This window comes from Bacillus sp. MT94 (assembly GCF_058792475.1).
In genome coordinates this window covers 338423-356960 of sequence record NZ_JBXAEZ010000003.1, presented here as the reverse complement: position 1 = coordinate 356960, position 18538 = coordinate 338423, and the positions used below count along the sequence as shown (strand labels likewise).

Sequence of the window (18538 nt, the reverse complement as noted above, 5' to 3'; positions counted from 1 at the left end):
TATTGGAGGGGAATTAATTTGCTTCAAAAAAGTTTTAAGCAAGAGAAAACGGTACCGGCCTTAAAGATGATAGCATCAATGGTTATCTTTGGATCAGTTGGATTTTTTTCTGTTCAAACAAACTTACCTTCGTTTGAATTAGTGTTTGTAAGGTGTATTTTTGCGACAATATTTTTAAGTGTATGCTGGTTGCTTACAGGGCAATATAAACAAGATAAATGGGAACGAAAAGAAGTTATTCAAGTTTTAATATGTGGTTTTTTCTTAGTATTTAATTGGGTTTTCTTATTTAAAGCCTTTGAAAATATGTCAGTTACAATTGCTATCTCAGTTTATCATCTTGCACCAGTAATTGTACTGTTAATTGGAAGTATCGTCTTTAAAGAAAAATTAACATTAATATCTATCATTTCAATAGTTGTGTGTTTTGTGGGAGCTTTATTAATTGCTGGTATCGATGGAAGCTTCTCTTTCGGTTCATTAATGTCTTCAGGTATGATATGGGGATTTCTTGCAGCTCTCTTTTATGCATTTACAACTTTATTTGGTAAAGGGATTAACAAAATGAGTGCGTATGCAATGACATTTTTACAAACATTCTTGGGGATATTTCTTTTAATACCATTTATAGATTTAGATGCTTTTAGTGGCCTCACTCAAAGTAATTGGACATATATTATAGCTACTGGTTTTATTCACACAGGGATAGTGTATTATCTGTTTTTTGATAGTTTACGCCATTTATCTACAAAAACAATCTCAATATTAGTTTTTTTAGATCCGGCAGTGGCAATATTATTAGATACTGTACTTACTGGATTCCGTCCAACTTTAATGCAAATAACAGGAATTCTTTTTATTTTTATTGGCATGACTTTAACATTAAAAAAATCTAAAGATAAAAAACTGAGCCAAAAAGAAAAGCGAATTGAAAGCGATGCTAGTATATCTCAACAATAATGAAATATATTGTGTATAAAACGATAAACCTTGCATGAATCATGCAGGGTTTATTTGGTTCAATATAATTCATATTTATAATATGTAATTTTAAAAACTGAGGTATGTTTTTTAACATGCTTTTGATTCAACTATTTTTATTTGACTATAAATTTACAAAATTGTATATAAAACCTTATTTTTTGATAATATATAAGTAATAAATTCATAGAATTGGAGTGATGAGATGCAGCCGTTAGAAAGGGAGATTCATTCTAATATGCTGAAAGTGTGGAGGATTCACGCTTTAATTGGGGCGGCAGTTATACTAACAGTCGTAATTGCGTATTTCTTTTTTATGATTAACTTTAACTGGTGGGGCTGGTTGTTTGGACTATTAGTAACAGGAGCCATTATATTTATTCCACTTGATTATTTTGTGTTTCCAAATTTACGTCAGCGCTATTATAGTTACAGATTAAATGAAGAAGAGATTGAGATTCAAAAGGGAATGTTCGTTGTAAAACGCGTACTTATTCCGATGATCCGTGTGCAGCACGTAACGATTGAGCAAGGTCCGATTATGAGAAAGTATAATTTAGCAGAATTACACATTTCAACAGCCGCAACGTCTCATAGTATTCCAGGTTTAACGAAAGAAGAAGCAGAACAGCTGAAAAGACAAATTGGAGAACTTGCGAAAGTGAGTGATGAGGATGTATAAGAGGCAACATCCGATCACGATATTGTTAGGTATTAGGGTTGCGAGTTTGTTGCCTTTTATTTTGCTTGTTCTATTTCGCTCAGATGGTGAAGTGGAACCTTGGTATTTATTTCATCTTGTTCTCTTGGCCTTATTATTTATTATGGCTATTTTCTCAGCTATAAAATGGTATTTCAAGGTGTATTGGGTTGAAAATAATATTTTACATATAAAGCATGGTGTGTTTGTTAAGAAAGAAAGCTACTTAAATAAAGAACGTGTGCAAAATGTTAGTACATCTTCTAACATCATTTATCAAATACTTGGACTTACAAAATTAAATATAGAAGTTGCAGGCGGCGGTAGTGAGCCAGAAGTGATGTTAGCTGGTATTAAAGAAGATGAAGCGAAGGGACTAATTGCTTTATTACATAAAGAAAGAAGCGTTGTGGCTGAAGAGGTGCCTGCGGGAGAAGGTAGTAAGACAGTTTATCAGTTAACAGCGAAAGAAATTTTATTCGCATCTATTACATCTGGTAGATTTGGATTAGTGTTTTCTATGTTAGTAATCCTTTACACAGAGTTTAATCAATTTCTACCAGAATGGCTCATCAATAAAGTGGAAGCGTATGTGATGGATAACGGTGTATATGAATTAATCGTTATGGCCGCAATTTTAATGGCAATTTCTTGGATTATTTCAACAGCGGGCTATGCGTTAAAATATGCAAACTTTAAAATTGAGCGAAACGGAAATGAAATTCGAATCGTACAAGGGTTATTTGATAAGAAAGAGTTTGTGTTAAAATTACACCGCATTCAAGCAATTACTGTGAAAGAAGGAATACTTCGCCAGCCTATCGGGTATTGTTCTGTCGAAGTAGAAGTCATTCAAAGTATAGAATCCGCTGGGAATGAAGTGATGCTACATCCTTTTATGAAGAAAAAAAATGTGCAGCAGTTACTCGCATATTTACAGTTGCCGTATGAAATGGAGGAGGAAATCGTTCATTTACCGAAAGCGGCATTGCGCCGTTACATCATCATGGGCTGGATTACAAGTGCTGTGCTCGCTGTGCCAATTGCCGGTGCAAGTATATATTTTAAACAGCATATTGCATTGTTCACTCTTATCCCGCTATGTATCGCATTTACAATACTCGCATACGCTCGTTATACTAGCGGCGGTTATATGATGAAAGAAAACCAATTAACAATGGTATACAGAGGTCTTGCGAAATATACAGGAATCATGCGTAGAAGACATGTTCAAGCAGTGGGGTACAATCAATCGTATTTTCAAAAGAAAGACGAGTTATGTACAGCTGTCGTATCGGTAGCGGGGCATCGTTATAAAGTGAAGCACATGCGAAAAGAGGACACACTTCGTATATATAATTGGTACAAAGAAAAAGGAAACACCGGTGTGTAATGGTGTTTCCTTTTTGTTATTAAATGGATATCTTTAGTCGAATCGTTGATATATTTCAAGATGTGATAGATATATTCGAAAAATCGTTGATATATTTCAAGATGTGATAGATATATTCGAAAAATCGTTAATATAATTTCACGTACTGCTAGTGTTGTATTACTTTTTAATTAAACTAACACATCAAAAGTAGTCACAAAAGAAGGCCGAGAGAAAATACTCTTTTGCTGTTCGGCATGTGGATGCGCTGGAGCTTGTCCTTCTGCTTGCGTGGGACGTTTTTTATGAGCATTTTCGAATGAACGTGATTCTGTCCAGTCTTTAAAGTTTTGCTCTGTTTCCCACATCGTTAAGATGACATATGTATCGTTACTTAATGGGCGTAGAACACGGATCGCTTGGAATCCTGGTTCGTTTTCAATAAGGCCTGCGCGGTTTTTAAAGCGGTTTTCAAATACTGGGCGACCTTCGTCTGTGACAGAAATGTTGTTACAAACGATATAGCCAGATTGTCCTTTAAATTCACCGACAGCATCTAGTACGTCATACTGAAGTGAGCCTTCTACAGATTCTCCTGTATTTTCTTTATAAAACATATTTTTCTCATCATTTTTTGCAGTGAAATGTGATTGTTCTAGAGGTGTTTCGTATGAAATAATAGCCTTCATTTTAATGCCCCCTTAATAGTTTGTTTCTATTATATCAACTCTCTTAAAAAACTTCGAAGATTATATACATAAAGATACTTCTTTTTCAAATAATAAATGTACCATCATTTGGAAAGAAGGACGATGTATGAAGAAAGTAAAGTGGACTTTATTAGGCGGCGTCGCAACGTTTGTAGTAGCAATTGTACTCTATAAACTTATCGTGTTAGCTGGTGGCTATATGATGGATGAAAAGCAACTCGTTTTCCACTCTTCATCACGTATTGTTGACCAGAAAGGAAAAGAAATTACGAAATTATACGTAGAAAATAGGGAACTCGTACCAGTCGAGCAAATTCCGAAGTATGTGCAGCAAGCGTTTGTTGCGGTGGAAGATTCCCGTTTTTATGAGCATCAAGGAATTGATTATCCGTCTATATTCCGGGCTCTTTATAAAGATACGTTAGCTGGAGAAAAGGTAGAGGGCGGTAGTACCATTACGCAGCAACTCGCTAAAAATGTCTTTTTAACTCGTGAAAAAACATTTACGCGCAAATTGAAGGAAGTCGCAATTTCTCTTCAATTAGAGCAAAAATATACGAAGCAACAAATTCTTGAAATGTATATGAATCATATTTATTTTGGTCATGGGGCTTACGGTATTCAAGCGGCAGCAAAGTTGTATTTTAATAAAAATGTTGAGGATTTAACAGTAGAGGAAGGGGCAATGCTTGCAGGCCTTCCGAAGTCACCAAACGGATATTCACCGTACTACTCTGCAGAGAAGAGTAAGGAACGCCGCGATCTAGTGTTGTCACTTATGCATAAACAAGGCTATTTGACTGCAGAAGAAAGCGTTCGTTATCAAGGGAAGACAATTGCTCTTTATAAAAACTTAGATGAGAATGAACTCGCATATATGCCGTATATTGATATGGTCATAGATGAAGCCGCTCGTTTATACGGGTTGTCTCATCAAGAAGTACTTCGCGGAGGATATACGTTTGTCGTACCAATGGATGAAAAAATTCAAAAGGTAGCGTATAACCAGTTTCAAGATGCAAGGAATTTTCCTGGGAAAGAAGAAGGGGCGCAAGGTGCATTTTTATTAATGGATAATCGTACGGGAGGGATTAAAGCGGCGATTGGGGGAAGAAAGTACGTCCCGAGAGGATTTAATCGTGTTTTTGCCAAAAGGCAGCCTGGATCTGTTTTAAAACCACTTATCGTTTATGCACCAGCACTAGAAACGAAAAAGTATAATCCGTATTCTTTATTAACAAATGAAAGAAATTCTTTTGAAGGGTATGAACCTCGAAATTATAATCATGAGTATTCAAAAGAAATGACGATGTATGATGCGATTTTAGAGTCGGCAAACGTACCGGCAGTTTCTCTATTAAATGAGTTAGGGGTAGAAGAAGGAAAGCAATATTTAGAAAAAGGAAATGTCCATATTGCAGATGCTGGTTTAAGTACAGCGCTTGGGGGATTAAAAAATGGCGTTTCAACATTTGATCTTGTAAAAATGTATCGTTCATTTTTAGCAAATGGAAATATTATTGAGCCGCACGTTATTGATAAAGTATTAAATAGACACGGTGCAATCATTGGGGAATCGCCAAAAGTAGAGACGAAAATCTTCTCGAAGCAGACAGCATGGTATATGACGAAAATGTTAGAAGGAGTTGTGAAGGAAGGAACAGCGAGAGTTGGTGTATATAACGGTGCGTTAGCTGGGAAAACAGGTACAACTTCATTGCCAAATGACGATAAGGGAGCAAGAGATATGTGGTTCGTCGGCTATACACCGAACTTAGTAGGCGCTGTTTGGATTGGTTATGACCGTACGGATAAGGAGCATCAGTTGCAAGGAGAAAGTGCATCTGCGACAAAGTTATTTAAGAAAATTTTAACGAAGGCTAATGTAGAGCATAAAGAGAAGTTTATGAAACCTGAAGGTGTGGAAACAATCGGTGCTCCGATTCGGCTACGAAGAATTGAAGATGTAAAAATGAAACTATCATTTAGTCCTTTCGGTTTATTTAAAACAAAATTAAGCTGGACGCCACTTCCAGATAACAGAATTATGTACCGAATCTATAGAGTGGAGAACGGAATTCATACGCATGTTAGCACTGTAAACGGTGCTGGAGAATATGAGGAAAAGTTCGTTAACATATTTTCAAAACCGAGCTTTTACGTTGTACCATATAATACACAAACGAATCGCGAAGGAGAAAAGTCGAAAGTAGCTAAACCATAGTTTTTCTCTGTGTTATAATAAGAATGTTGTGAAAATAGTAAGCGTTTTTAAGAGTGTTTGTGTCAATTTAATGAACAACGTACATAATATTATGCATTTTGTTTTTACAAGCTGTATAGTAAAAAAAGATAAATATCGAACGTATTCGAAGCATTGGTAAGGAAGGGAGCAAGGGTCTTGGTAAGAACTATAAATGAGACATTTTTAAAAGCATGTAGGGGGGAACGTACCGATTATGTACCAGCATGGTATATGCGTCAAGCAGGTCGTTCACAGCCGGAATATAGAAAGATTAAAGAAAAGTATTCTTTATTTGAAATTACACACAATCCAGAGTTATGTGCTTACGTTACAAAATTGCCGGTTGATCAATATAACGTAGACGCAGCAATTCTTTATAAAGATATTATGTCACCACTACCTGCAATTGGTGTGGATGTAGAAATTAAATCAGGTATTGGCCCAGTTATTGATAATCCAATCCGTTCTTTACAAGACGTAGAAAAACTAGGGGAAATCAATCCAGAAGATGACGTACCGTACATACTAGATACAATTCGTTTATTAACGACAGAAATGTTAGACGTACCGTTAATCGGTTTTTCAGGAGCTCCATTTACATTAGCGAGCTATATGATTGAAGGCGGTCCATCTCGTAACTACCATAATACGAAAGCGTTCATGTATGCAGAGCCAAAAGCTTGGTTCGCTTTAATGGATAAACTAGCAGATATGGTTATTACATATTTAAAGGCGCAAATTAATGCAGGAGCAAAAGCAGTTCAAATTTTTGATTCTTGGGTTGGAACAGTAAATGTAGCAGATTATCGCGTATTTATTAAACCAGCAATGGAGCGTATTTTTGCAGAAGTTCGTAAGATGGGTGTACCGATGATTATGCACGGCGTAGGAGCTGCACACTTAGTGAATGAGTGGCACGACTTACCGCTTGATGTAGTCGGCTTAGACTGGCGCTTACCGATTGAAGAAGCACGTGCACGTGGCGTTCATAAGGCGGTACAAGGTAATATGGACCCTTCATTCTTACTTGCGCCATGGTCTGTTATTGAAGAACATGTAAAAGGTATTTTAGATCAAGGGATGGAACAGCCGGGTTATATCTTTAACTTAGGTCACGGTGTATTCCCAGAAGTAAATCCAGATACATTAAAATGTTTAACTACATTTATTCATGAATACTCTAAAGGGCAGTTAGCGAAGTAAAGGAGAATTGCTGTATGAAAAAGAAAATTGGTTTGCTTGTAATGGCATACGGAACGCCATATAAAGAAGAAGATATTGAACGTTACTATACACATATTCGTAGAGGAAGAAAGCCAAGTCCTGAAATGCTGGAAGATTTAACAGAGCGTTACCGTGCAATTGGTGGTATTTCTCCTTTAGCTACTATTACATTAGAGCAAGCTAAGAAGTTAGAGAAGCGTTTAAATGAAGTACAAGATGAAGTAGAGTACCATATGTATCTTGGCTTAAAACATATTGAACCGTTTATTGAAGATGCGGTGAAAGATATGCATAACGACGGAATACAAGATGCAATCGCACTTGTTCTTGCACCTCACTATTCTACTTTTAGCGTGAAATCATACGTTGGACGAGCACAAGAAGAAGCTGAGAAACTTGGAAACTTAACAATTCACGGTATTGATAGCTGGTATAAAGAGCCGAAATTCATCCAGTACTGGGTCGATGCAGTGAAAGGTATATATAACGGCATGTCAGACGCAGAGCGTGAAAAAGCAGTACTAATCGTATCTGCACACAGCCTACCAGAGAAAATTATTGCAATGGGCGATCCATATCCAGATCAATTAAATGAAACAGCTGATTACATCGCGCGTGGCGCTGAAGTAGCAAACTATGCGGTAGGCTGGCAAAGTGCAGGAAACACACCAGATCCTTGGATTGGTCCAGATGTACAAGATTTAACGAGAGAACTAAATGAAAAGCACGGTTATACTTCATTCGTATATGCACCAGTTGGATTTGTTGCGGAACATTTAGAAGTTTTATATGACAACGACTTTGAGTGTAAAGTTGTAACGGATGAAATTGGCGCGAAATATTATCGTCCAGAAATGCCAAATGCATCGGACGCATTTATTGATTGCTTAACAGATGTTGTATTAAAGAAAAAAGAATCTGTACTGTAAGAAGAAAGGGGGAGCCTGCTTGAGGAAAAAAGTTGTGATCGTCGGCGGAGGCATCACTGGATTAACAACAATGTATAATTTACAAAAAAATATTCATGAAAAAAACTTGCCGATTGATACATTACTTATAGAAGCATCGGGTAAACTTGGCGGAAAAATTCAAACCGTTCGAAAAGATGGATTTACAATTGAACGCGGACCGGATTCTTTCTTAGCACGAAAAGAAAGTGCAGCTAGATTAGTGAAAGAATTAGGTCTTGGCGATGAACTTGTAAATAATCAAGCTGGTCAATCATTTATCCTTGTAAACAATCGGTTACATAAAATGCCGAGCGGATCAATGATGGGAATTCCAACGCAAATTACGCCGTTTCTATTTTCCGGGCTGTTCTCCCCAATTGGTAAATTAAGAGCTGGTTTTGATCTATTAATGCCGAGGTCAAAGCCAGTATCTGACCAATCACTCGGACAATTTTTCAGACATCGCCTCGGAAACGAAGTGGTTGAAAACTTAATAGAACCGTTACTATCAGGTATTTATGCAGGGGATATTGATGAAATGAGCTTAATGTCAACATTCCCGCAAATGTATCAAATTGAGCAGAAACATCGCAGTATTTCACTCGGTATGCGTACGCTCGCTCCGAAAGAAGAGAAAGCTGAACCGAAAAAAGGAATCTTCCAAACAGTGAAAACAGGTTTAGAATCTATCGTAGAATCTCTCGAAGCAAAGATGCATGAAGGTACGATAATAAAGGGAACTCGCATTGAAAAAGTTGCAAAACAGGGTGATGGTTATACGATTACTCTTAGTAACGGAAAAGAAATAGAAGCGGACGCCATCGTAGTGGCAACTTCGCATAAAGTATTGCCGTCCATGTTTGCTCAGTACAAGCAGTTTCGTTTCTTCCGTAACATTCCAGCCACATCCGTTGCCAATGTCGCACTTGCTTTCCCAAAGTCCGCAATCCAGCGCGATATTAATGGTACAGGATTTGTCGTATCACGAAATAGTGATTACACGATTACAGCATGTACGTGGACGCATAAAAAATGGCCACATACAACGCCAGAAGGAAAGACACTCCTTCGTTGCTATGTCGGGCGTGCTGGTGATGAAGCGGTTGTAGAACAAACTGAAGAAGAACTCGTTCAGCTCGTACTAGAAGATTTACGAAAGACGATGGATATTACAGAGGATCCAGAGTTTACAATCGTAAGTCGCTGGAAAGAAGCGATGCCTCAATATACAGTAGGCCATAACGAGCGAATGAAACAGCTCACAACATTTATGGAGAAAGAGTTGCCAGGTATATACTTGGCAGGTAGCTCCTATGCTGGCGCTGGACTTCCAGACTGTATTAATCAAGGTGAGGAAGTTGCAAAGCGTGTATTATCTCATTTGGAGAAAGTAATAGATGCTGAATTAATCGCACAATAAATTATAAGAAACGCCTTCAATCATATTGAAGGCGTTTCGTTTATTATATAAAATACTTATTCGCCAATAAACATATATAAGTTATTTGGCTTTATAACAGCATCTCCTGCATAAATAACCCACTCTGTTAAGTTATCAAAATCTAAATGATAACTATTTCCTTCACTCATATCTTCTATGAAATATGGTTCATTAATGAGTATTCCTTGAATGAAATCTTCCGTAATGTTTTGCATTTCAAACCACATATGTTCACTTTTTCCTTCTTCGTAGGAGACACCAAACTTAGCAAGGAAACGAAAATCTTCATTTGATTGTTCAATGTGAAAAATGTTGCTGAAATACCCAAAAGTATTTTTCGCATTGTAAGCCATACGATCGGTTTCACTATTTGTTTTATAGAACATGAGCCCTGTAGCTTCCTCGTGTTCTTTGAAAAAACTTTCAATATATTCTTCTGAAGTATTAAATTTGAATAAGAGAACGGATGGAGATTGATGGTATTCATCTCGGGCATCCATTCCGCCTAAGAATGTATTTTGTGCATCTATTGGTTGTAGTTTCACTTCCTCATCTTCAATTGAAGATAATTGGTCCATACTCGTTTTATGCCCTATATAAGATAATCCTTTTTCCCACGGAACAGCGACTGTATGTATAGAACCTTGCTGACTATGCGCGATAACGATAGGCTCATTCATAGGGACTTGTCCATTCTCAACGGCATTATTAGCAAATGTTTGAAAGAGATCGCTAATGCCGTAGTAGGAAGAAATGCGATTTGGAATAATTAACTCTATTTCAGTTACGCCTGCTCTTAAAAGACCATGTGTATGAAACCAATATTGCGTAGGCTCACCGTCTTTATCGTCTTCATAAACGGAATGAATAACGTATAAGTCAGGAATGTCAGGTAATAATTCATTTTCAACGTGATATTCAATATAGCTTCTAGATATCACTTTCATTGCTGCACTTGAATCGATTACAAATAACAAATCTGGGGAGAGATTCCATAAGAACTGTAACTGCTGGAAAAAGCAGTCCAGTACATCGCCTACAAATAGCGTACGAGTGAAAATTTCAGTGCCGAAAGCTGCATCTTCAAAATTACGATCTACGATTGTAGCATCTTGTCTATTGTACATTTTATATCCTTCTGGATCGTTCGGTTCATCAATATGCAGTTCATACGGTATGACTGTTTCACCCATATGTAATTCAACAATAAGGCTTGTCTCATCACTATAAACAATTTTTAAATCATCAACTTTAGTAGCGATCGTTTCTAGTCGCTGTTTTAACTGCTCAATTGTAATTCTAGTTGGTATAACGGCAATCATATCTGAAAAATGACGTTCTAATGTTCCATTCATAGCTGCGCGGTATGTTTCTGTTTGCACTTCCATCCAATCACTCCTATTCAAATGAATCCATTTTACATGCCAATTAAATGTCGATATTTTCTGTTTTCTCTCTCTAACATTATAGAGTGTATTTGTAGAAGGTGTAAAATTATTATTTTGTATTATAGTTTGAAAGCTTGTAAATTAAATAAATCTTTTGTAAAATTTGTCGAAATATAGTTCTATATAACGAATCATTTGTTATGATAGAAATGCTGAGAAAATATGAAATAGAGAGAGGAAAATGGCTGTGAAGAAATTGTTAAGTGTCTTTTTATCATTCTTGCTATTGCTTTCATTTACTGGAACTTTAGCGCAAGCAGAAGAAACTGCTTCTATGTCAGTAGAAAAAGCAATTCAAGTATTTAAGCAGCAAGGGAAAACGAAGGGGATAGTAGAAGGATATATTGTTGGATATACGCAAAGTTCTTCTAAATATACGAAGGATCCAGCTAAGTTTGATGATACAAACGTAGCAATTGCAGATTCGCCAAACGAAACGAATCCAGACAAAATCATGCCCGTTCAGTTACCGAAAGGTGATGTGAGAACGGCAGTGAATGTAAAAGATCACCCTGAAAATATCGGGAAGAAAGTTAGTTTGACTGGGACCCTTGAATTATATTTTAGTAACCCAGGTCTAAAATCAGTAACAGCTTATAAGTTTCAAGGTGAAGGACAAAACCGTGTTAGCGATGTAGTAGCTTCACCGAACGGTGGAGAAGTTGCTAAAGGAACAGCGGTAACATTAACGACGAATACAGAAGGCGCAACAATCTACTATACGTTAGATGGCTCTAATCCTACTAATAAAAGTGTTCGTTATAATGGACAAATTATAGTGAATGAAAATAGTGTAGTGAAAGCAATCGCAGAAAAAGAAGGACTTACTCCTTCAGCAATTTCGACATTTTCATTTATTATCGTAAATAATGAACAGGTTCGTATTCATGACATTCAAGGGAAATCACATATATCTCCTTACAACGGGAAGAAAGTAAACAATGTGGAAGGCGTTGTCACAGCGCTTGATAAAAACGGCTTTTATATAGAAGATAATCAGCCAGATAATGATCCAGCTACTTCAGAAGGTATGTACGTATATAAAAAAGATGCGAATGTAGCAGTAGGAGATCTTATTCAAGTTGATGGAGTAGTAGAAGAATATGTTGGACCAGGATATGCAGAGCGATTTGAAACAGACTTAACGACGACTGAAATTAAAGCGAGCCGCGTTGCTGTAATCGCAAAAGATCAATCTTTGCCAGCACCGATTGTACTTGGGGAAAACGGTGTGAAAATCCCGGACCAGATTATTGATAATGATGCATTTGGTTTATTTGATCCAAATGAAGATGCAATCGACTTCTATGAAAGTATAGAAGGTATGCGTGTTACGATGCCAACACCAAAAATTATTACACCTCAGAAAAACGGAAATTTATATGTAACAGTAAAAAATGGTGGAGATAAAATAGTAACACAATATGGCACACCTCTATTAGATGAAAATCAATTAAACCCAGAGCGCCTTTCTGTAAAAGTACCTCGCGATTATGTAGCAAAAGTAGGAGATACTTTCACTGGAGATATAACAGGGGTAGTAGGATATGATTACGGTTCTTTCCGTATTTCGCCAATAACAGAACTGCCAGCTGTAGTGGATGGCGGATTTAAGCAAGTAGGCGCAAATATTCAGCCTCGTCTTGATAAGTTAACGGTTGCTACATATAACATTGAAAACTTCTCGGCGAATAAAAAAGAAACAACAGATGAAAAAGTAAAAGCGTTAGCGTATTCTATTAAATACAATTTAAAAATGCCAGATATTATCGGTGTAGAGGAAATGCAAGATAATAACGGATCAATTAATGACGGTACAACAGATGCGTCATTAAGCGCAAAACGTATCATTGATGCAGTTCTAGAAATTCGTGGACCGAAGTATGAGTATGTAGAAATCGCTCCAAACAATAATCAAGATGGAGGAGCACCAGGAGCGAATATTCGCGTCGGCTTCTTCTATAATCCATCACGCGTGAAATTAGCGACGGTACCGAAGTTACTTGATAAGAATGTTGTTCGTATTGGAGACGAAAATCCATTGTTTGAAAGTACACGTAAACCGCTAGCGGCAGAATTTACGTTCCAAGGACAAAACATTGTTGTCGTTGCAAATCACTTAAACTCAAAACTAGGAGATGCAACGCCATTTGGAAAAGTGCAGCCGCTCGTATTAAAGAGTGAAGACAAACGAATTCAGTTAGCACAAGAAGTAAATTATTTCGTGCAAGGAATTCAGAAAAAGAATACGAATGCACCAGTTGTTGTGTTAGGTGATATGAACGATTTCGAATTCTCTAAACCACTAAAAACACTAGAGGGAACAATCTTAAAAGATATGTTAAACACAGTGCCGAAAGAGAATCGTTACACGTACATTCACGAAGGAAATGCACAAGTGTTAGATCATATTTTAGTAACAAACAATATCGCACCACACACAATTGTAGACCCAGTACACTTAAACTCAAACATTATGAAAGAACACGGACGTGTAAGTGACCACGACCCAGTACTTGCTCAAATTGATTTGAAGAAGGCTTCTTAAAGTGGGGAACGCTTAGGTGACTAAGCGTTCTTTTTTTGCATTGTTATAGAATAGTATAAAGAGATGATTCCTTTTTTTGTAATCTAATGATAAAATTGATTGAATATTTAGTTTTTTAAAGGGGGACATCAATGCAGTTACAAATAAATGGAAAGTTAATGAATCAGCTTGCAATTTTTTTTAGTACGATCGTCATGCTTCAGTTTGTAGCTGATGTAACAGGACTTACAAGCAATCTAGATATTACGTATAACTTAATTAATATAACAGCTTCTTATATAACATTTAGTTTGGCGGTTATTTTCACTTTAATAGGTGCAAGAAGAGAATTAAGTAAATATGCAATTATTTTATTATGTTCAGTGGTAGGTATTAAAGCAATTTATTTTGCGGTGTTCGTTATCTTATGGGGATTGGCAGGTACACCGTAAAGGGGAGGATGATTATATGTAATGATAATAAGAGCGTAATTCTCTATGTTAACTTAGGGAATTACGCTCTTATTCGTTCAATGATTTAGTCTGAAATTACTTGAAACGCCTTTCTACACCGCTCTCTTTTTTGCAACCTTCTTCTATATTTTTTTCTATCACGTTTTACTCCTTGTATATACATGATTAAGCTAACGAGGAGGAAGAAAGTGCATTGCATCGTTAAAATATACGGAGACATGCCATGCAACGGTTGTTTTGGGTCATATAAATGAAAAGGCGCTCCGCCTATTGTAGGGAATATCGTATTTAGCAGGACGTATGGAATGGAGGCAACTGCAAATGGGAAAAGAATCGCCATATAGTCCTTTTGTGACCACGCAGATGCTGCAAGTCCTAAAAGGGCCATTAAACCTGCAAATAAAAAATTAATTCCGATATATACAGCAATGTAAGTGAGGGGAGATTCGTAATATAAGTTTGCAAACATCCCATTATCATTTATAATGCCTGAACCAGCAGTCGGTTCTCCGTCTGGAATGGTTAATTTGCAAAATAATAACGATAAGATGAATGGAAATGTATAAAGAAATCCGCCACAAAAGAATGTAACGATATATTTCGTTACTGAATAAGGGAACAAAGAAATCCCTTTACTTACAAACGGTTTAAAACCATCTGATTTATCCGAATTGTAACTTGTACTAAAGGGGAAACTAGCAATAACGGGCATTAATAATAAATAAACATCCATTTCATTGTCGCGAAATCCAATCCATTTAACAGCTGTTGTTACAAAGGCATCCGTTCCATCCCCAATGTAACGAATTACATAATAATAATGGTAAATAAAAATAAGAGCTAGTCCACTAAACATAATAATTAAAGAAACACGATTACAAAAAGCTTGCTTTATATTTAAACGAAGCGCACGCATCATGACTGAAAAAGCCTCCACTATTTTGATAAACTTGTCTATTTTCTATATTACTATTAATTGTAAAGATTTTCTTGTTTTTTTATTTGATTATTTGAAAAAGAGGAATTTTGTTGTTGTGAAGTAAGGTTTAGCTGAAAGGGATTTTTCTAAAATATGGTTGACAATTGAGTATTACATTTGTAATCTTAATTATAGATTACAAATGTAATACTCAGGAGTGAAACATACGATGACAAATCAATTACCTAAAATATCTGAAGCGGAATTAGAAATTATGAAAGTACTTTGGTCGAGTTCTCCACAAACAGCGAATGAAATTATAGAAGAACTGGAAGATGCAATGGACTGGAAACCGAAAACAATCCGCACATTAATTAATCGATTAGTACAAAAGGAAGCCGTTTCTTACCATCAAGATAAAGGGCGTATGTACGCTTATTATCCGTTAGTAACACAAGATAATTATTTACAAGTGGAAACGAAATCTTTACTAAAGCGTTTTTGCGGTGCAGCGTTTAAACCGTTACTTATTAATTTTTTAAAAGAGGAAAAATTGTCTTCAGAAGATATTAATGAACTGAAACGCATTTTAGATGAGAAGACAGAGGAGAATAAGAGGAAGGATCGATAAAAATGATAAACACGCTTATAAATGTATACCTTCCTCATTTTTTTGATTGGCTTATAGAAACGTCACTTATGGCCAGCATATTAGTTGGATTTATTTTATGTATAAAAGTTCTATTTAGAAATAAATTACCCCCCCGATGGCAATATATGCTGTGGATCGTATTAATGATAAGACTCCTTTTACCGTGGTCGCCAGATAGCTCTTATAGCATTTACTCATTACTTTCTTATAGTTCTAGCGTATCGGAAGTTATTCCAAAAAATATGCCGTCTACTGAGAATATAGTGAACATAGAAAGCGACCGTAAAGTGGAATTGGAATCAAATCCTAAAATGGTGACAAAAACTAGCGAACCGGAAGTAGAAGTCAGTTCGGAAAAACAGACTACATTTTCTTTATACAAACTTGCTTTGTATGTGTGGCTAGCTGGGGTAATCATATTAGCAGCCATCACGTTTCTTACAAATAGACGGTTATATTCGTACATAAAGAAACAACCGGATATTACGGATGAACAGGTCATTACAGTGTTTGATCGCTGTAAGCAGTCTATGAAAGTGAAGAAGGCAGTTTCCTTACGTTTAGCAGGAAAAATTGCAAGTCCAACTGTGTTTAGTTTCTTCCGCCCAAAAGTATTACTATCAAAAAAACATATGAAAATATTAAATGAGCAACAATTACAATATGTTTTTTACCATGAGTTAGCTCATATTAAGAGAAATGATGTAGCTGTAAATTGGATTATGTACAGTTTAATCCTATTAAATTGGTTCAATCCGATTCTTTGGTACGCCTATTTTTGTATGCGAGAAGATCAAGAATTAGCCTGTGATGCATATGCACTTACTTTTATTGATAAAGAGGAGCAAATTGCATACGGTCATACAATTATTACCCTCTTAGAACACTATTCCTATCAAGTACCAAGCCTAGCAAATTTAAGTAGAAATAAACGAACACTAAAAAGGAGAATCATTATGATTAAAAAATTCCAAAAGAAATCGTATCGTCTTTCTTTACTTGGAGTGATTGCTATAGCAGCTATAGCGGGCGGATTTTTATTAAATGCAAGGATAACTGAGGGAGATGAAAGACAGAAAGAAAAAGTTGTAGAAAAAAAGCAATCTAAAGCGGCATTTGAAAAAGCTATAGAAACAGTATTAGGTACACCGGAGAATGCAAGTAGAGAATGGGGGATGTCAATAAAGTCATATAAAAGGGATACAGATTTTTTGTATTTGGCAGAAAAGAATTTTACAAAAGAAGAATTTGAGCAGTATGTTCAATTATTTAAAGAAGCTAAAGAAATTCATAAAAAAGCAATGGTTAATAAAAAAGTACCTGAGAATTATGATAGAGATACAAAGGAATTTAAACGTGAACGTTTGAATAAAGCTGATCAAGAAAGATTAGCTAGTATTGAGAAGAAATTAGTTCCACTTTCGGAAAGGGTGGAGAAGTCTTTAACATATACTATAGAAGAAGCGAAAGAACATGTACCGTATCAAATTAAGCAGCCGACTTATATACCTGAAGGTTATGAATTAAAGAGAGAATGGGCTGACTCATATTTTGGAAGAGATGTAGAATTAGTTGTTAAATCAGAATATACAAATGGAGAATATGGTTTTACAATTTACCAATCAAGGATTTATGCAGGTGGTAATAAGGATCCACTTCACTACATGATGCCTGGAGAAGAGAGTCTAGAAAGTTATAATTTAGACGGGAAAGGAATGGTCTATAATAAATCTTCTCATGGAGAGGGTAAGTTAAAAGGGCTCAAAATGTTTGTACCAGAACAAGGAAAGAATAGTGAGTATCAGATTGTCATAGTGAATGATATTTTTACAAGAGATACAAAGATATACGAAGAAATAATCGATGATGAGCTAACTAAGAAAGAAATGGAGAAAATATTACTTTCTATGTCAAAATAATAGACAGTGTTCTTAAACCTTTGGTTTTAAGAACACTGTCTATTTTATTAAATTTCTAGTGGGATCTAGCCAGCAATTATTATGAATATATTCTAGCTTTCCATACAAGTATACTTTTTGATACACTATGGACAGTATGATATAACTTGACTGAAATCTTTTATACTGGAAATAATAAAAAGAGAACTTGTATAGAATGTAAGCGTGTGGTAATATCAAAGATGTACTGATTGACTATATTATCCAATCGGTCATTTTTGGAGGTGATGATGTGGCAATAGATCGAAAACGTTCTATTATTGAGGCTGCAACAAAGTCTTTTTCAGCGTTCGGTTATAAAGCAACAACGATGGATCAAGTAGCGAAGTTAGCGAATGTAGGAAAAGGAACGATTTATACTTTTTTCAAAAATAAAGAAGAGCTATTTGGTGAAATTATTTCTAATTTAATTACAGAAATGAAGCAAGTTGCAGAAAGTGCAATTCGTTCAGATGTTTCATTTTTTGAAAATGTACATAGAGCATTATATAGCATCTTGGAATTTAGAAAAGAACATCAGCTCATGATTAAATTAATTCAAGAAGAGCGCGATATGGGAACGAAAGAAGTACAAGAAGTTATGCAACAAGTTGATGTGGAAATCGTTTCTGTTATTCAATCGTATTTAAAGATTGCGATTGAAAAAGGTGAAATTAGCAAATGTGATCCAGAAATTACAGCATTTATTATGCTTCGTCTATATGTATCGCTTATTTTTGATTGGGAAAAAAATCATGAACCGCTAGAAAAAGAAAAAATTGCAGAGTTATTTGAACTTTATTTATTAAAAGGATTGTCAAACTAAGATAATCCTTTTAATTTTATAAAAAATGACCGAATGAACAATGTGGTCATATATTTAAGTTAAGGGGGGGATATAGAAAAATTATAATCATAATGAGAAAAAGTTGCATAGTAATAAATTCGGGGATAAGGCA

The 18538-nt window shown here is 35.8% G+C and carries 15 protein-coding genes; 12 read left to right on the top strand and 3 right to left on the bottom strand.

Annotated features, from left to right (window positions below; all coding sequences use genetic code 11):
• Nucleotides 1–18 precede the first annotated feature (18 nt).
• The 3 genes from AC1Q51_RS13550 (at nucleotide 19) to AC1Q51_RS13540 (ending at nucleotide 3074) form a co-directional block, all read left to right on the top strand.
• Complete coding sequence (locus tag AC1Q51_RS13550; RefSeq protein ID WP_000939632.1) at nucleotides 19–960, top strand: DMT family transporter; 942 nt, start codon at nucleotides 19–21, stop codon at nucleotides 958–960.
• A gap of 226 nt (nucleotides 961–1186) precedes the next feature.
• The gene (locus AC1Q51_RS13545) at nucleotides 1187–1663 is read left to right on the top strand and encodes a PH domain-containing protein (protein WP_001182719.1); all 477 of its coding nucleotides are present in this window, start codon (nucleotides 1187–1189) and stop codon (nucleotides 1661–1663) included.
• A complete protein-coding gene (locus AC1Q51_RS13540) occupies nucleotides 1656–3074 on the top strand; it encodes a PH domain-containing protein (RefSeq protein WP_075720109.1) in 1419 nt (472 codons plus the stop codon). Before AC1Q51_RS13545 ends, AC1Q51_RS13540 begins: the two co-directional genes overlap by 8 nt.
• A gap of 170 nt (nucleotides 3075–3244) precedes the next feature.
• Here the strand turns inward: AC1Q51_RS13540 and hmoB are convergent, their stop codons facing one another.
• A complete protein-coding gene (gene hmoB / locus AC1Q51_RS13535) occupies nucleotides 3245–3742 on the bottom strand; it encodes a heme-degrading monooxygenase HmoB (RefSeq protein ID WP_144476328.1) in 498 nt (165 codons plus the stop codon).
• A gap of 127 nt (nucleotides 3743–3869) precedes the next feature.
• Here hmoB and AC1Q51_RS13530 point away from each other — a divergent pair, with 127 nt between their 5' ends.
• From AC1Q51_RS13530 to hemY, 4 genes are all read left to right on the top strand, one after another.
• Nucleotides 3870–5987, top strand: coding sequence for a transglycosylase domain-containing protein (locus AC1Q51_RS13530; RefSeq protein WP_000756302.1), 2118 nt, complete (start codon nucleotides 3870–3872; stop codon nucleotides 5985–5987).
• A 177-nt stretch (nucleotides 5988–6164) separates the two neighbouring features.
• Nucleotides 6165–7211 carry a uroporphyrinogen decarboxylase gene (gene hemE, locus AC1Q51_RS13525; protein ID WP_144476334.1) on the top strand — a complete coding sequence of 349 codons (1047 nt, stop codon included), beginning with the start codon at nucleotides 6165–6167 and terminating at the stop codon, nucleotides 7209–7211.
• Nucleotides 7212–7225: 14 nt separating this feature from the next.
• Entirely contained in the window at nucleotides 7226–8161 is a 936-nt protein-coding gene (hemH, locus tag AC1Q51_RS13520; RefSeq protein ID WP_000726775.1) for a ferrochelatase, read from the top strand.
• 19 nt (nucleotides 8162–8180) lie between these two features.
• Nucleotides 8181–9602 carry a protoporphyrinogen oxidase gene (gene hemY / locus AC1Q51_RS13515; RefSeq protein WP_492331554.1) on the top strand — a complete coding sequence of 474 codons (1422 nt, stop codon included), beginning with the start codon at nucleotides 8181–8183 and terminating at the stop codon, nucleotides 9600–9602.
• Between the two features lie 56 nt (nucleotides 9603–9658).
• On the opposite strand, the gene AC1Q51_RS13510 is transcribed toward hemY, so the two are convergent.
• Nucleotides 9659–11011, bottom strand: coding sequence for a DUF4026 domain-containing protein (locus AC1Q51_RS13510; RefSeq protein WP_097796474.1), 1353 nt, complete (start codon nucleotides 11009–11011; stop codon nucleotides 9659–9661).
• Nucleotides 11012–11252: 241 nt separating this feature from the next.
• On the opposite strand from AC1Q51_RS13510, the gene AC1Q51_RS13505 reads away from it, so the two are divergent.
• Together AC1Q51_RS13505 and AC1Q51_RS13500 are read left to right on the top strand one after the other, a co-directional pair.
• The gene (locus tag AC1Q51_RS13505; protein WP_492331553.1) at nucleotides 11253–13619 is read left to right on the top strand and encodes a DUF6359 domain-containing protein; all 2367 of its coding nucleotides are present in this window, start codon (nucleotides 11253–11255) and stop codon (nucleotides 13617–13619) included.
• 131 nt (nucleotides 13620–13750) lie between these two features.
• Nucleotides 13751–14050 carry a hypothetical protein gene (locus tag AC1Q51_RS13500; RefSeq protein WP_065482496.1) on the top strand — a complete coding sequence of 100 codons (300 nt, stop codon included), beginning with the start codon at nucleotides 13751–13753 and terminating at the stop codon, nucleotides 14048–14050.
• Nucleotides 14051–14135: 85 nt separating this feature from the next.
• Here AC1Q51_RS13500 and AC1Q51_RS13495 read toward each other — a convergent pair whose 3' ends face one another.
• Nucleotides 14136–14990, bottom strand: a complete 855-nt coding sequence (locus AC1Q51_RS13495) for a hypothetical protein (protein WP_000984164.1) — start codon at nucleotides 14988–14990, stop codon at nucleotides 14136–14138.
• A gap of 229 nt (nucleotides 14991–15219) precedes the next feature.
• On the opposite strand from AC1Q51_RS13495, the gene AC1Q51_RS13490 reads away from it, so the two are divergent.
• The 3 genes from AC1Q51_RS13490 to AC1Q51_RS13480 all read left to right on the top strand — a co-directional run bounded on the left by AC1Q51_RS13490 (nucleotide 15220) and on the right by AC1Q51_RS13480 (nucleotide 18405).
• Complete coding sequence (locus AC1Q51_RS13490) at nucleotides 15220–15621, top strand: BlaI/MecI/CopY family transcriptional regulator (protein WP_492331552.1); 402 nt, start codon at nucleotides 15220–15222, stop codon at nucleotides 15619–15621.
• 2 nt (nucleotides 15622–15623) lie between these two features.
• The gene (locus tag AC1Q51_RS13485) at nucleotides 15624–17561 is read left to right on the top strand and encodes a M56 family metallopeptidase (RefSeq protein ID WP_492331551.1); all 1938 of its coding nucleotides are present in this window, start codon (nucleotides 15624–15626) and stop codon (nucleotides 17559–17561) included.
• 271 nt (nucleotides 17562–17832) lie between these two features.
• Nucleotides 17833–18405, top strand: coding sequence for a TetR/AcrR family transcriptional regulator (locus AC1Q51_RS13480; protein ID WP_000963381.1), 573 nt, complete (start codon nucleotides 17833–17835; stop codon nucleotides 18403–18405).
• The last annotated feature ends 133 nt before the right edge of the window (nucleotides 18406–18538 follow it).

Bases quoted from the DNA above. Each gene is read 5' to 3' on its own strand.
- AC1Q51_RS13545 (WP_001182719.1), top strand. From the start codon at position 1,187: ATGCAGCCGTTAGAAAGGGAGATTCATTCTAATATGCTGAAAGTGTGG.
- AC1Q51_RS13540 (WP_075720109.1), top strand. From the start codon at position 1,656: ATGTATAAGAGGCAACATCCGATCACGATATTGTTAGGTATTAGGGTT.
- hmoB (WP_144476328.1), bottom strand. From the start codon at position 3,742: ATGAAGGCTATTATTTCATACGAAACACCTCTAGAACAATCACATTTC.
- AC1Q51_RS13530 (WP_000756302.1), top strand. From the start codon at position 3,870: ATGAAGAAAGTAAAGTGGACTTTATTAGGCGGCGTCGCAACGTTTGTA.
- hemH (WP_000726775.1), top strand. From the start codon at position 7,226: ATGAAAAAGAAAATTGGTTTGCTTGTAATGGCATACGGAACGCCATAT.
- AC1Q51_RS13510 (WP_097796474.1), bottom strand. From the start codon at position 11,011: ATGGAAGTGCAAACAGAAACATACCGCGCAGCTATGAATGGAACATTA.
- AC1Q51_RS13505 (WP_492331553.1), top strand. From the start codon at position 11,253: ATGGCTGTGAAGAAATTGTTAAGTGTCTTTTTATCATTCTTGCTATTG.
- AC1Q51_RS13500 (WP_065482496.1), top strand. From the start codon at position 13,751: ATGCAGTTACAAATAAATGGAAAGTTAATGAATCAGCTTGCAATTTTT.
- AC1Q51_RS13495 (WP_000984164.1), bottom strand. From the start codon at position 14,990: ATGATGCGTGCGCTTCGTTTAAATATAAAGCAAGCTTTTTGTAATCGT.
- AC1Q51_RS13490 (WP_492331552.1), top strand. From the start codon at position 15,220: ATGACAAATCAATTACCTAAAATATCTGAAGCGGAATTAGAAATTATG.
- AC1Q51_RS13485 (WP_492331551.1), top strand. From the start codon at position 15,624: ATGATAAACACGCTTATAAATGTATACCTTCCTCATTTTTTTGATTGG.